Consider the following 14,826-nt stretch of genomic DNA (forward strand, 5'->3'; position numbering starts at 1 on the left):
GAATTAACGACAATTTAGAATCCTTAGTCTTAGAGAAACGGGAAAGTTTGCGTACCTTTGCAGCCAATTTTTCAGGAACACTTCTAAAGCAATAGGTATCATGGTACAAAATCAGGAACAACCCGTAGGAAAAATTACATTTTCCATCTTAATCGCATTAAGTCTTTCACACTGTCTCAATGATCTTTTACAGTCCGTTGTTTCAGCAGCTTATCCGCTATTCAAAGATGATTTAGGATTAAGTTTTGCGCAAATCGGCCTTATCACACTGGTTTATCAGCTTTCGGCTTCGGTCTTTCAACCGATTACCGGAATCATTTTTGATAAATATCCCGTTGCATGGTCGTTGCCTATCGGAATGAGCTTTACACTGATTGGTTTGATAAACTTAGCATTCTCTGATAATCTATACTGGATATTAGCCTCCGTATTCTTAATCGGAATTGGCTCTTCCGTACTGCATCCGGAAGCCTCCCGTATCACATTCCTTGCCTCCGGCGGGAAACGTGGACTGGCACAATCACTCTTTCAGGTAGGTGGTAACTTCGGAGGTTCATTAGGTCCTTTACTGGTTGCTTTGTTGGTGGCTCCTTATGGCAGACAACATCTCATCGTATTTGCATTTGTGGCTTTAGCTGCTATCGGAGTGATGTACCCAATTTGCAAATGGTATAAATCATATCTAAACCGGATGAAAGCACAGACCGTCAGTGTCAGAAAACCTGTTCATCTTCCTTTGCCTATGGATAAGACAGCCCTTTCAATCGCGATATTGCTGATCTTGATTTTCTCCAAGTACATTTATATGGCAAGTCTTACCAGTTATTATACCTTCTATTTGATCCATAAATTCAATGTAAGCGTGCAAGAATCGCAACTATATTTATTTATCTTCCTTGTTGCTACTGCTATCGGAACATTAATTGGTGGACCTGTCGGTGACCGTATCGGTCGGAAGTATGTGATCTGGGCTTCTATTTTGGGAGCTGCCCCGTTCAGTTTACTAATGCCACATGCTAATTTGATGTGGACTATTATCCTTAGCTTCTGTGTGGGATTGATGCTTTCTTCCGCTTTTCCCGCCATATTGCTTTATGCACAGGAATTGCTTCCTACCAAACTCGGATTAATATCAGGGTTATTCTTTGGATTTGCATTCGGGGTGGCTGGTGTAGCATCTGCCGTACTCGGTAATTTAGCGGATAAAACGAGTATTGAATATGTATATAATATCTGTGCTTATATGCCGCTACTAGGATTGGTTACATTCTTTTTACCGAATTTGAAGAAGAAAAAAATAGAATAAGATTAGATTAAATAAAATGGGGTGTGTCACATTTTGCGCTCCCTCTTTTCCAAAGAAAACGACCGGTATGCATCGTCACGACGTATACCGGTCTACAAGTTAAGGTCAAAGTCAAAAAATTAAGAGAGCTATTTATAGGTTAGGGTTAGCGTTAATTTCTTTCTGTGGAATAGCATATAAATAATAGGTGCTATTTACTGTAAACGGCTTCCCGTTCGGGAAGTTGAGGAACCAATGTCCCAGAGGATTTCGTTTTTCAAAGCTACCACCCTCCTGCCAGCAATCGACTTCTGTCTTTTGCATCTCATCCGATAAAGCAGCACGTTCTACTGCCTTTTGTGTACGAAGTATATCGGTAATACCAAATCCTTCTCCCCAAAGTTCACGACGACGTTCCATCAGAATCTCATTGATTACATCTTCCTGTGATTTTCCTGTCACCTCATAATCCCCTACTCCACGGGCATTACGCAATATATTCAATGGAGCTACAGCCTGTGCCAACGCTACGCCGTCACGAACTTTCGCCTCCGCTTCTATCAAATACATTTCAGCAGCACGCATCAAGACCAGATCAGCCGTATCATCTGCACGCATGTGAAATTTCTTATATCCCAAATACCCTTCACGCATCCACTGAAACAAAGGTAAACGAATATCACCTTCGGTAAATGTATCTTTCAGATGGGGATCAGCCATAAAGCTGCTATATGCTCCTACGTATGTTGCATCCAAATAATAGAAATTATAGCTGGCATCCGATTGGGAAGGAATTTGAGGAAATCCCCATATCCATTCTTTATTGGAAATATTATTAAAACCTTCGTACTCGGCTGTAGTTGTCATCAACGTATATCCTGCACGTGCTGCTTCGGCAGCTTTTGCGGCTTCTTCCCATTGTCCGGTCAGCAAGTAAGCGCGAGCCAAAAGACCGTTGACTACTGCTACATTTGGTTTGAACTTTTGATTATCACCGCTGCGGACATAGTTTTTCAAATAGTCCTTCGCCAGAGTGAGATCGTCGAAAATAAGCTGATAAACCTGTGCCACTGTTGATTTTCCTTTCGGTACAGTGGAACTATTGCTAGGTTCGGTATATATAGGAACACACGGAGCATCTTTATCTTTCAAGTAGGTGAATTGATAATGCTGTACCAAGTGCAAATAACAAAAGGCGCGTAATGCCAATGCTTGTCCCTGTGCCTGACGGAGTTCTTCCGAATCCCCCTTGATAGAAATGGCAGTGTTACAATTATCTATCGTTTTATATATCAGATACCAGGCAAACTCTGTTCTACCATTTGAGGATTGTGCTATATCATTGAACTGATACGAAGAGTTAAAACCATATTTCGGACGGGAAACAATATCACTTGCCATCATATCATCCAGACACTGAAGTGCCCGATAACCGATATTGGCATAGGTACTTGAATAATCAAACAGATTATACCAGGCACCATTCACAAGTGCCTCCGCATTTTCGGGTACAGATACCTTATCCGAACTTACCGCATCTGTGGGATCCGTATCCAAAAAACTGCTGCTGCAACTCGTTGCCAGGAAAAGTCCGGCAACTGCCGCAAGAATGGATTGAATTTTTATTTTTCTCATAATTTAGTCTGAATTTAGAAAGAAACATTGATACCTCCGGAGATGGTTCGCATAGCCGGATAACGGTAATAAGTGATACCGGTAATTCCCTGTTCAGGGTCTAGTCCCTGATTCCGGTGAATGGTAAACAGATTATCTCCTTGTACATATACCTGCACACTGCTCAATGACAACTTACTAATCCATTGTTTGGGTAAGTTATAGGAAAGTGTCAGGTTTTTCAATCGCATATACGAATTATTCTGCAAGAAGCGAGTGGAAGCCGAGTTCCAGTTATTAGAGGTAGTACTCAAAGCAGGGACATCGGTATAGCGATTGTCGGGAGTCCATCTTCTTAGAATCTCCGTCGACCAGTCGCGACCTTCCAAACTTCCATTGTGCAGAATCATTGTGACATCACGATTGTAGATATATCCACCGATACTATAAGCAAAGATGGCAGAAAGATCGAATCCTTTCCAGGAAAGAGACGTATTGAATCCGCCATATACTTTCGGAAGAGACGATTTGTTGACATAATAATAGTCAGCCGAACCATAATCATTTGTTGTGACACGTTTTCCGGTCGGATTCTTATTTGCATCCACCTCATCCTTATACCACAGCGGATCTCCATTTTCCGGGTCTACTCCCGCCCACTCTATCATATAGAAATCATACACCGAACGACCTACCTGCAACTTGTTCACACCACTTCGCGGCATATCTTTCAATGGGAGGTCTGTCACCTTGTTCTTATAATGCGTCAAGTTCATACCCAGTTTCCATACCCAACCATTCTGATTGATAATCGTTCCGTTAAGTACCATTTCTATACCTGTATTCTTCAAGGCTCCTACATTTTCATCAATAGAACCGTATCCCAGGGAAGGAGCTATCGGACGTGAATAAAGCAGGTCTTTCGAACGACGTGTAAAGAAATCAAACGAACCGGAAAAACGGTTATTGAACAGAGAGAAGTCGATACCTACATTAAAGTTGAGATTTGTTTCCCATTTCAGATTCGGAGTCGCCATACGATCGGACACTAACGCATTTTCTCCCAAATTGGAAACAATAGTATAAAGTCCTTTACTTGCATAATAAGTACCCAAGTTGTCATTTCCCTGCGCACCATAGCTCATTTTCAGAGTCAAGGCAGACAACCAGTCGGAAGTACTTGCCATAAACTCTTCCCGGTCGATACGCCAGGAAGTACCCAACGACCAGAAATTTCCCCAGCGGGTCTCCGGCGCAAAACGTGAAGAACCGTCGCGACGATAGGATGCCGAGAAGAAATATTTATTTTGATAATCGTATAATGCTTGAGTCAGATAACCCACCAACGCATAATCAATGCGATATCCCGAACCTCCGGTCAACTGTGAACCGACTACCAACTCCGGCATATCAGGCTGCGCCATTTTGGAACGTGATGCTGTCAGTTCATCATAACGGTAAGAATAGGCTTCCACACCGGCAAGGACATTAAAATGATGTTCACCGATTGTCTTGTCATACGTAGCAATATTATTCCATGTCCAAGAGAAAGTACGGGTATTCATTCGGCTGACACCGCCACCGTTTTCTTTAGCCGGACCTAATTTAGGGTTCGTATAATCCAACGTATTATAATTAATCAAGTCAAAATTGAAACTTGTCTTGAATTTCAATCCCTCAATAATCGTAGCTTCCAGGAAAGTACGACCGGAAACTTCATCTTTCATTCGTTCTGATTTATCCAAAGGCAAAGTAGCCGGCAGATTCCAGTTTGCCATCGAACCGGAAGGACGATAAGAGCCGAAGTCATAAATGCGGTCTCCATTCTCATCCAATTTGTAACTACCGTCGGTATTCATTTCATAAATCGGATAAAATCCCGGCATGGTACGTCCTGCGGTAATCACATTACTGGTTTTGGAGTCGGAAGAAACCGGATAGTTCTGCATAGAATGTGCAAAACTCAAATTGACTCCTCCCTTCAACCAGGAAGTCATTTCGCTGGTGATATTGGAACGAAGATTGAAACGCTGATAACCGGATTCAAGCGCAATACCTTTATCATTCAGGTAGCCGGCTGAAAAGAAATACTGATTTGCTTTTCCGCCTCCGGAAACACTTAGATTCAACTCTGTGCGAAGTGCCTGTTGTTCCATGGCATCACTCCAGTCTGAATTCCATAATGGACGGGCACCTGCCACCAATTTTCCATCTGTACCGACCGGTTGCACATATTGGGGACCGTATGGATTCGGTCCACCTCCCATCAATTTCGTAACCAGGTCTTTGGATGCTTGTGCCGCAGCAGTTGCCGGAGTATAATCCGCGCTCTTGGCGTACTGATTGCGAAGTGCTTCCCAATACAATTCAAAGTATTGATCGGTACTGACACGATCATAATCACGCACGGCACGATTGGAACCTCCTAAAGAGGCTTTTACCTTTACGGTCGCTTTGGTATTTTGATCTCCTTGCTTGGTTGTGATAATAATCACCCCATTTGCGCCACGTGAACCGTATAAAGCAGCAGAAGCCGCATCTTTCAATACTGTCATCGAAGATATATCATCAGGATTGATAGAGTTCACACTACCATCGAACGGAACACCATCCACCACATAAAGCGGAGCGCTGGATGCATTGATAGATCCGATACCACGAATACGGATTTCCGCATCCGTACCCGGCTGCCCGCTTGCCGCACTAGCCTGTACTCCGGACACCGTCCCTTCTAATACGCGCGATACACTCGAAGTCTGTAGCTTTTCAATCTCACCCGCTTTCATCGTCGAAGCTGCTCCGGTAAAACTATACTTCTTAGCGGTAGCATAAGCTACTACCATTACTTCTTCCAGTTCTTTACTTTCCGATTCCAACGTGACATTAATCACACTTCGGTTATTCACCGGTTGTTCTACCGATCTCATTCCTACAAAACGGAACACTAAAGTGCCGGTAGCAGGAACTTCAATTGAATAATTTCCATCAATATCGGTGATGGTGCCGGAGGATGCTCCTTTCAATTGTACAGAGACACCAGGCAAGGGCTCCCCTTCAGAAGTCACCGTACCCGTCACGCGTTTCTCCTGCTGTGCTTCCGCATATACTATATTTCCTGCAAAAAGCAGAAGAGACACGACTAATAAACGTAAATAGATTCTCATAATTTTGTGGCTTAAGATTTATTTGCTTGTTGTAACTAACAGTATATTGAACTTTTTTGTTTAGGAAACGAAACATTTTTTAGAAGATTGCTAGCATAAATCAACGAAAGGTAGTACATTCGTGAAACGAAAAATAGCTAAAACAACAAAGAACCACATGGGGAAACGGGTTATTCTATATCTTTTTCTGTTATTTTCACTGTCCTTACAGGCGCAAAGTGAAAAGAAAGCCCTTTCTACAAATGATAGTACAAGAATAGATTCCACAACGGTCACCCAGCCCAGTCCTTTCAAAAGAGCAATCAAGAAATTTATGAATTTCAGTGATTTCGATACGCTCTATATCAGCCCGAACCGTTATAATTATGCGTTGATGGCTACTCATTTCAGCAACTTCGAATATTACTCTGTCACCAGCGAACAGCCTCAACCACAAAAACTTAGTTTCTCTCCTAACCCGCATAATAAAATAGGATTGTATTTCGGCTGGCGATGGATTTTCCTGGGATGGTCCGTAGATGTGGATGATATCTATCGGAAAACCAACCGGAAGAATAGAGGTACAGAGTTTGACCTTAGCTTATATAGTTCCAAACTTGGTGTAGATATATTCTACCGCCGTACCGGAAACAATTACAAGATACATAAGATCAGAGGATTTTCTGAAGATATTCCCTCCAACTATTCCGAGGATTTCAGTGGAATAAAAGTGGATATAAAAGGACTGAACTTATATTATATCTTCAATAACAGAAAATTCTCTTATCCGGCCGCCTTCAGCCAGTCCACCAACCAACGACGCAACGCGGGAACATTTATTGCCGGTTTTTCTATTTCAAAGCATCATCTCGACTTCGACTACACAGAACTTCCTGTTTTTCTACAGCAGACAATGAATCCCGGTATGAAAGTCAAGGATATAAAATATACCAATGCCAATATCAGTTTCGGATATGCCTACAACTGGGTCTTTGCCCGCAACTGCCTGGCATGTTTGTCTCTCACCCCTGCCATTGCCTATAAAGCCTCTGATGTAGATGCGGAAACTCACGAAGGAAAAGCATGGTACGGCAAATTTAATCTGGATTTTCTACTCCGTGCAGGGGTTGTTTATAATAACGGAAAATACTTTGTAGGTACTTCTTTCGTTGGGAAAAACTATAATTACCACCGGAATAATTTCTCTGTAGACAATGGTTTCGGCACTCTTCAGATATATGCCGGATTCAATTTCAACTTACGCAAAGAATACAGGAAAAAGAAATAAAAGTACGGATATCAGAAATCGTAAACTTGCTTGCTTATCCAAAGAATCTTTGTACATTTGCCACGTTCTAACGAACAAAAGTAAAAAATCAATGAAGCAACAACGCCACATACAGACCACACGTACCCTTCTTTCCCGCTTCCGTTATTGGGGCAGAAAGAACTATGCCGCTTTTGCGAGTATGGGACGTGAATTCCAAATCGGTCATCTGCACATCAATGTTGTCGACGTTGCCCTTCGTAAGCAGAATGCAAAAATTACTATCCCTTATCATACATTTATGACACTTCAGGAAATAAAAGACCAAGTGTTGGCAGGCATTGATATTTCGCCCGACCAAGCCGCTTGGCTAGCCAACATGGCTGACAGCGAGGCGCTGTATGCCGCCGCGCATGAGATTACCGTCGCACGTGCTTCGCACGAATTCGACATGTGTTCCATCATCAACGCCAAGTCCGGCCGATGCCCGGAAAACTGCAAATGGTGTGCACAATCCTCTCACTACAAGACTAAAGCCGAGATTTACAATCTCCTTCCCGCTGAAGAATGTCTCCGACAGGCGAAATACAATGAAGCCCAGGACGTCAACCGTTTCTCTCTCGTTACCAGCGGACGAAAACCATCTCCCAAACAGATCACCCAACTTTGCGATACCGTTCGCCAAATGCGACGTCACTCGTCCATTCAGCTCTGCGCTTCTCTGGGGTTACTTAACGAAGAAGAGCTACGTTCCCTATACGAAGCCGGAATCACCCGTTATCACTGTAACCTGGAAACGGCTCCGTCTTATTTTTCCAAACTCTGCTCTACGCATACACAAGAACAAAAACGAGCTACTCTTGATGCAGCCCGTCGTGTAGGCATGGATATCTGCTGCGGAGGTATCATCGGTATGGGAGAAACGATGGAGCAACGGATTGAATTTGCTTTCACTCTAAAAGAACTGAATGTTCAGTCCATACCTATCAACCTGCTTAGTCCGATTCCGGGAACTCCACTGGAAAACGAGCAGCCTTTAAGCGAAGAAGAAATACTTAAAACCATCGCTATCTTTCGTTTTATTAATCCGACAGCTTTTCTAAGATTTGCCGGAGGACGTTCACAACTTTCTTCCGAGGCGATGCACAAAGCATTATATATCGGTATTAACTCGGCTATCGTAGGCGACCTGCTGACAACTCTCGGTTCCAAAGTATCGGAAGACAAAAAGATGATTCAGGAAGAAGGTTATCATTTCGCCGGTTCCCAGTTTGACCGCGAACATATCTGGCATCCGTACACTTCGACTACCGATCCGCTTCCTGTCTACAAAGTGAAACGGGCAGAGGGAGCCACCATTACCCTCGAAGACGGACAAACGCTCATTGACGGAATGTCTTCTTGGTGGTGTGCAGTGCATGGATATAATCATCCGGTATTGAATCAGGCGGCAAAAGAACAATTAGATAAAATGTCTCATGTCATGTTCGGAGGACTGACGCATGATCCGGCCATTGAATTGGGGAAACTATTATTGCCTTTGGTTCCTTCTTCCATGCAGAAAATATTCTATGCAGACTCCGGTTCGGTAGCCGTAGAAGTGGCACTGAAAATGGCTGTACAATATTGGTATGCAGCAGGAAAACCGGAAAAGAATAATTTCGTGACTATCCGTTCCGGCTATCACGGTGATACGTGGAATGCCATGTCTGTATGTGATCCGGTGACGGGTATGCACAGTCTTTTCGGTTCAGCATTGCCTGTACGTTATTTTGTCCCGTCCCCCACTTCCCGGTTCGACGGAGAATGGAATCCGGAAGATATACTACCTCTGCAAGAGATGATTGAAAAACATTCAAAAGAGTTGGCAGCGCTTATCCTGGAACCGGTGGTACAGGGAGCAGGTGGCATGTGGTTTTATCATCCGCAGTATCTGCGTGAAGCAGAAAAGCTTTGCCGGAAGCACAATATTCTTCTAATCTTCGACGAAATAGCAACGGGATTCGGACGTACCGGCAAACTTTTTGCGTGGGAACACGCCAGAGTAGAACCGGATATCATGTGCATCGGCAAAGCACTGACCGGAGGATATATGACACTTTCTGCTGTATTAGCCAGTAACCGGATAGCAGATACCATCTCCAACCATGTACCGGGAGCTTTTATGCACGGGCCTACATTTATGGGTAATCCACTTGCGTGTGCAGTGGCTTGCGCTTCCGTTCGCCTATTACTCGAATCCGGTTGGCAAGAGAATGTGAAGCGAATTGAAACTCAACTGAAAGAAGAACTGGCACCTGCACGGGAATTTCCGGAAGTAGCTGATGTACGAATACTCGGAGCTATCGGAGTCATTGAGATGAAGCGTCCGGTAAATATGGCCTATATGCAACGACGATTTGTGGAAGAAAGAATCTGGGTACGTCCCTTTGGCAAACTGGTATATCTGATGCCGCCTTTCATCATTACTTCGGAACAATTAAGCAAACTGACTTCCGGGTTACTTAAAGTTATTCAAAAAAGATGACAGATAAAAAGAATATTACCGGATTTTCACCCAAAGATCTGTTCCTCGGTGAGCAAAAGGGTGTTCCTCGGTGAGGAACGGACCTTTCCTCACCGAGGAAGGATGCCTTGGTCGGTGAGAAACTTCCGGGATAGTCCTTCTGACGATAAACATCTTATAAACAACAGATTACACTTTCAATCATTCATCTATCGAATACTGATTACTTAAAATAACAATTCATGACATTAGAGTATATAAACCAGGAACTCCAGACCTTGAAAGAGAAAAAGAATTACCGTTCTCTCCCACCGCTAATCCACAAAGGGCGAGATGTTCTGCTGAACGGACAACGAATGTTGAACCTATCTTCTAATGATTATCTCGGACTGGCTAATGACATTTCATTGAGGGAAGAATTCTTAAGGACGCTCACTCCCGAAACTTTCCTGCCCACCTCCTCTTCTTCCCGGTTATTGACCGGTAATTTTAGTGACTATCAGAAGTTGGAGCAACAGCTAGCCACCATGTTCGGAACCGAAAGTGCACTCATATTCAATAGTGGTTATCATGCCAATACAGGAATACTTCCTGCCATTTGCAATACTCACACCCTGATTCTTGCTGACAAGCTGGTGCATGCAAGCCTGATAGACGGGATTAAATTATCATCAGCTAAATGTATACGGTATCGTCACAATGATATTTCCCAGTTGCAGCGACTGATTGCTGAAAATCATAACGCTTATGAGCAGATTATTATTGTTACCGAAAGTATCTTCAGCATGGATGGCGATGAAGCTGATCTTCCCGCTCTCATTCAACTCAAAAAGAGCTATTCCAATATTCTTCTTTATATAGATGAGGCTCATGCTTTTGGTGTACGAGGGAAAAAAGGATTAGGATGTGCTGAAGAACAAGAATGTATCAACGATATAGACTTTCTGGTAGGTACATTCGGGAAAGCCATTGCCTCGGCAGGAGCTTATATTGTCTGTCGACAACTCATTCGGGAATATCTAATCAATAAAATGCGCACGTTTATATTCACCACTGCACTTCCGCCCATTAATATTCAATGGACTTCATGGGTGTTAGAACGTCTTCCAGCTTTACAACATAAGAGAACTCACCTGCTACAAATCAGTGAAAAGCTAAAGGAAGCCCTTACAACCAAAGGATACAATTGCCCCTCGGTAAGCCATATTGTCCCTATGATTGTCGGAGCAAGTGAAGATACCATATTGAAAGCAGAAGAACTCCAACGCAAAGGATTTTACGCATTGCCGGTACGTCCGCCTACGGTTCCCGAAGGGACTTCACGCATCCGCTTCTCACTGACAGCGGACATCACCGAACATGAAATCGACCAACTCATCAAACTGATAAACGGATGAAACAGTATTTTATCATAAAGAATAATCAAAAGCATCTATTGCTTTTCTTCGCAGGCTGGGGAATGGATGAAACTCCATTCCTGCAAATTCACCCGACCGATAAGGACTGGATGATTTGCTATGATTATCGTTCATTAGAGTTCGATGCCGACATTTTGCAAGAATATTCCGAAATCACCCTCATTGCCTGGTCAATGGGAGTATGGGCAGCCTCACAGATAATGAAACAATATCCATCCCTGCCCCTTTCCCAAAGTATCGCTATCAATGGGACTCTTTCTCCTATACATGAAACGAAAGGGATTACTCCTACCATTTTTGAAGGAACCCTGCAAGGACTGAATGAACAATCCCTGCAAAAGTTTCAAAGAAGAATGTGCGGTTCAGCAGCCGATTACAAGGCTTTTCAGACAGTAGCTCCCCAACGTCCCGTTGAAGAGCTCAAAGAAGAGCTTGCTGCCATACAAAAGCAATACTTATCATTGCCACCGTCGGATTTTGCATGGCAAAGAGCCATCATAGGAAAGAGCGACCGTATCTTCCTGCCGGATAGCCAATGGTTGGCATGGAGAAACAAAGTGGATTCCCTTGAATATACAGAAGCCGCTCATTATCAACAAGACCTTTTTGATAATGTAATCATGCAAATCAACTAATGATCGATTTATGGATAAACAACTAATCGCCGAACGTTTCTCTAAAGCCATTGCTACTTATCCCCAGGAAGCAAACGTACAACGGCAAATAGCAGATAAAATGATTCACCTGCTTACAGAACACATCTCTTTTCCCTGTTCAAAAGTGATTGAGTTCGGATGCGGTACAGGTATTTATTCCCGTATGCTACTTCAGGCCCTTCGGCCGAAAGAATTATTGCTAAACGACCTTTGCCCGGAAATGAAGTACTGTTGCGAGGATATATTAAGAAAAGAACAGGTTTCCTTTCTTCCGGGAGATGCAGAAACAGTTCCTTTCCCCGCTGAAAGTACATTAATTACTTCCTGCTCGGCTCTGCAATGGTTCGAATCTCCTGAAAACTTTTTCAAAAGGTGCAACACCCTGCTTAATAATCAAGGCTATTTCGCTTTCAGCACTTTCGGTAAAGAGAATATGAAAGAGATACGAGAGTTAACAGGAAACGGGCTCCCTTATCGTTCACGGGAAGAGCTTGTTAAAGCCTTGTCATCCCACTTTGACATACTCCATTCGGAAGAAGAACTTATTTCTCTTTCGTTTGATAACCCACTAAAAGTACTTTATCATTTGAAGCAGACAGGAGTAACCGGAATATCCGGCACCTCTTCCCAACAACTGCGGACACGTCGTGACTTGCAGTTATTCAGTGAACGTTACACACAAGAATTTACCCAGGGCACTTCAGTGTCCCTGACCTATCACCCTATTTATATCATCGCAAAAAAGAAAAAAGTATGAAACAGAATGTATATTTCGTAAGCGGTATCGACACCGATGCCGGCAAGAGCTACGCCACCGGATTTCTAGCTCGTGAATGGAACAAGAACGGACAGCGTACCATCACTCAAAAGTTTATCCAAACAGGAAACATTGGTCACTCCGAGGATATTGATTTGCATCGTCGTATCATGGGAATCTCCTTTACAGAAGAAGACAAAAAAGGACTGACTATGCCGGAAATTTTCTCTTATCCCGCCTCTCCGCATCTAGCTTCCCAACTGGATAACCGTCCCATTGACTTCGGCAAAATCAAACGTGCTACGGAAGAGTTGAGCGAACGCTATGATTTTGTTCTGCTCGAAGGCGCAGGTGGCTTAATGGTTCCGCTAACAACAGAGCTTCTGACAATAGACTACATTGCCCAAGAGAATTATCCGCTTATCTTTGTTACTTCCGGTAAATTGGGAAGCATCAATCATACTTTGCTTAGCCTTGAAGCCATACAAAAACACGGTATTGTACTGGATACAGTACTTTATAATATGTATCCTACCGTAAAAGATAAAACGATTCAGAATGATACGATGAACTTCATTCAAAACTGGCTGAAGAAGTATTTCCCGGATACGAAATTTATATTAGTTCCGGAAATAAAAGAATAAAAAGACTTATGACTTCAAAAGACTAGCCTCACTATTTGCCGGGCTAGTTTTTTGTTTCTACAATCCACTTTTCAATATTACGGGTTTCCGCACTGAAATTTACTCCTATTTTAAAGAGTTTACGTCCGTCCATTTCGAAAGGAAGAGCATAATTCTTGTCGTTAATCTGCTGTAAAGCATCTTCTGCCGTACCGTTCAACTTAAATTCCATGATATAAATAAATTTATCGGTCTGCAAGACAAGGTCGATGCGCCCTTCACTCGTATGATACTCTACCTTGGTGTAGAAACCTAGCAGTTTAAAAACGATAAAAAGAACATTTTCGTAATGTAGCTCCTGGTCCCGAATCACTTCGTAAGTAGTGTCTGCAAAGAAACTTTGCAGACGGCGGAAGAAAGAGTTATAATCACCGGAACGCACTTCACGAACAAACTTCTGAATCTCAAAAGGCGACTCGACCTTATTTACGTTCGCATAAAAAGGAAGCAGGAAGCGGATAAAACCTTCTTCCACTTCGCGATTGGGGAAACCCAAGCGATACATTCCAAATTCTTCATCATACCCCTTAATGGTTAGGTATCCACTCTGATAAATTACCGGGATGGGATTGGTGGATTCAGAATCTATACTGTTCAACACTTGGACATCGGTCTCTTCATGTGCCATCCGCTCCAGGTCATAATGATGTTTTTTTAGCAATTTCACCAAATAGGTAGGCGTACCCGTTTCAAACCAATAACTACCAAACTCCTTACGCTTGAAAGCGTTCAGCAGACTGAACGGGTTGTACATGCCGATTGAATTGTGCGTAAAATGATAACCGTCATAACACTCTCTCAAATCTTCACAGAGTTTGTCATACGTTATTCCACGTGCTGCTGCAAATTCATGTAGTTCCGCTTCCAGATTTTCATGGATTTCACGCTCGCTGACACCACAAATTTCGACATACTCATTCCACATTGAAATATCATCCAGATTATTCAAATCACTGAATACACTGACTTTGCCAAACTTTGTCACGCCGGTGAGCAGAGCGAACTTTATATACCCGTCCTTCGTTTTCAAAGCGCCATAAAATGGCTTCAGAGTATTTCGGAATTGCTTTTGCAGTTCCTCATTACCGATAGCTTGCAGCATAGGTTTGTCATACTCATCTACCAGAATAACTACACGTTGTCCGGTCTTCTCACAAGCACGCTGAATGATACCTGCAAAACGCAGGGAAAAAGATGTCTCGGATGGACGGGTGCCGTATTGGCTTTCCCAATATTCCAGATTATCATTCAATATCTTATCCAGACTTTCCGGAGTGTCATACTTCTCGATATTCAGGTCGAGATGCAATATAGGATATTTAATCCAATCCTTTTCCAACTTTTCTACTGCCAAGCCGGTAAACAGTTCTTTTTTTCCTTGAAAGTAAGCCTCTAAAGTAGAAATGAGCAGACTCTTTCCGAAACGGCGCGGACGACTCAAAAAGTAATAACGCCCGGTCTTTACCATTTGATACATCAATGCCGTTTTATCAATAT

At 42.9% G+C, this 14,826-nt stretch carries 10 protein-coding genes; 7 read left to right on the forward strand and 3 right to left on the reverse strand.

The features are described from left to right. Positions 1-100 precede the first annotated feature (100 nt). Positions 101-1,306: an MFS transporter gene (locus KFO40_RS03630; protein WP_008025617.1), complete on the forward strand. Its 1,206-nt coding sequence runs from the start codon at positions 101-103 to the stop codon at positions 1,304-1,306. A 132-nt stretch (positions 1,307-1,438) separates the two neighbouring features. On the opposite strand, the gene KFO40_RS03635 is transcribed toward KFO40_RS03630, so the two are convergent. Both KFO40_RS03635 and KFO40_RS03640 read right to left on the reverse strand, forming a co-directional pair. After that, positions 1,439-2,920, reverse strand: a complete 1,482-nt coding sequence (locus KFO40_RS03635) for a RagB/SusD family nutrient uptake outer membrane protein (RefSeq protein WP_211146074.1) — start codon at positions 2,918-2,920, stop codon at positions 1,439-1,441. 14 nt (positions 2,921-2,934) lie between these two features. Beyond that, positions 2,935-6,063: a SusC/RagA family TonB-linked outer membrane protein gene (locus KFO40_RS03640; protein WP_211146075.1), complete on the reverse strand. Its 3,129-nt coding sequence runs from the start codon at positions 6,061-6,063 to the stop codon at positions 2,935-2,937. A gap of 157 nt (positions 6,064-6,220) precedes the next feature. Here KFO40_RS03640 and KFO40_RS03645 point away from each other — a divergent pair, with 157 nt between their 5' ends. From KFO40_RS03645 to bioD, 6 genes are all read left to right on the forward strand, one after another. Beyond that, complete coding sequence (locus KFO40_RS03645; protein ID WP_049702473.1) at positions 6,221-7,330, forward strand: DUF4421 domain-containing protein; 1,110 nt, start codon at positions 6,221-6,223, stop codon at positions 7,328-7,330. A gap of 91 nt (positions 7,331-7,421) precedes the next feature. Then, entirely contained in the window at positions 7,422-9,836 is a 2,415-nt protein-coding gene (bioA, locus tag KFO40_RS03650) for an adenosylmethionine--8-amino-7-oxononanoate transaminase (protein ID WP_211146076.1), read from the forward strand. A 221-nt stretch (positions 9,837-10,057) separates the two neighbouring features. Continuing rightward, positions 10,058-11,212 carry an 8-amino-7-oxononanoate synthase gene (locus tag KFO40_RS03655; protein WP_117684171.1) on the forward strand — a complete coding sequence of 385 codons (1,155 nt, stop codon included), beginning with the start codon at positions 10,058-10,060 and terminating at the stop codon, positions 11,210-11,212. Continuing rightward, the gene (locus tag KFO40_RS03660) at positions 11,209-11,868 is read left to right on the forward strand and encodes a DUF452 family protein (protein WP_004316904.1); all 660 of its coding nucleotides are present in this window, start codon (positions 11,209-11,211) and stop codon (positions 11,866-11,868) included. The genes KFO40_RS03655 and KFO40_RS03660 overlap by 4 nt, the downstream gene beginning before the upstream one ends. 10 nt (positions 11,869-11,878) lie before the next feature. Beyond that, complete coding sequence (bioC, locus tag KFO40_RS03665; RefSeq protein WP_087318331.1) at positions 11,879-12,646, forward strand: malonyl-ACP O-methyltransferase BioC; 768 nt, start codon at positions 11,879-11,881, stop codon at positions 12,644-12,646. After that, positions 12,643-13,290, forward strand: a complete 648-nt coding sequence (gene bioD, locus KFO40_RS03670; protein WP_004316902.1) for a dethiobiotin synthase — start codon at positions 12,643-12,645, stop codon at positions 13,288-13,290. The genes bioC and bioD overlap by 4 nt, the downstream gene beginning before the upstream one ends. Positions 13,291-13,333: 43 nt before the next feature. Here the strand turns inward: bioD and KFO40_RS03675 are convergent. Then, on the reverse strand, positions 13,334-14,826 hold a 1,493-nt coding region (locus KFO40_RS03675; protein WP_211146077.1), incomplete at its 5' end, for an ATP-binding protein.

The organism is Bacteroides sp. 1001302B_160321_D4, from assembly GCF_015667765.1.
GTDB classification, from domain to species: Bacteria; Bacteroidota; Bacteroidia; order Bacteroidales; family Bacteroidaceae; genus Bacteroides; species Bacteroides xylanisolvens.

Bases quoted from the DNA above. Each gene is read 5' to 3' on its own strand.
- KFO40_RS03630 (WP_008025617.1), top strand. From the start codon at position 101: ATGGTACAAAATCAGGAACAACCCGTAGGAAAAATTACATTTTCCATC.
- KFO40_RS03655 (WP_117684171.1), top strand. From the start codon at position 10,058: ATGACATTAGAGTATATAAACCAGGAACTCCAGACCTTGAAAGAGAAA.
- KFO40_RS03645 (WP_049702473.1), top strand. From the start codon at position 6,221: ATGGGGAAACGGGTTATTCTATATCTTTTTCTGTTATTTTCACTGTCC.
- bioA (WP_211146076.1), top strand. From the start codon at position 7,422: ATGAAGCAACAACGCCACATACAGACCACACGTACCCTTCTTTCCCGC.
- bioD (WP_004316902.1), top strand. From the start codon at position 12,643: ATGAAACAGAATGTATATTTCGTAAGCGGTATCGACACCGATGCCGGC.
- KFO40_RS03635 (WP_211146074.1), bottom strand. From the start codon at position 2,920: ATGAGAAAAATAAAAATTCAATCCATTCTTGCGGCAGTTGCCGGACTT.
- bioC (WP_087318331.1), top strand. From the start codon at position 11,879: ATGGATAAACAACTAATCGCCGAACGTTTCTCTAAAGCCATTGCTACT.
- KFO40_RS03640 (WP_211146075.1), bottom strand. From the start codon at position 6,063: ATGAGAATCTATTTACGTTTATTAGTCGTGTCTCTTCTGCTTTTTGCA.
- KFO40_RS03660 (WP_004316904.1), top strand. From the start codon at position 11,209: ATGAAACAGTATTTTATCATAAAGAATAATCAAAAGCATCTATTGCTT.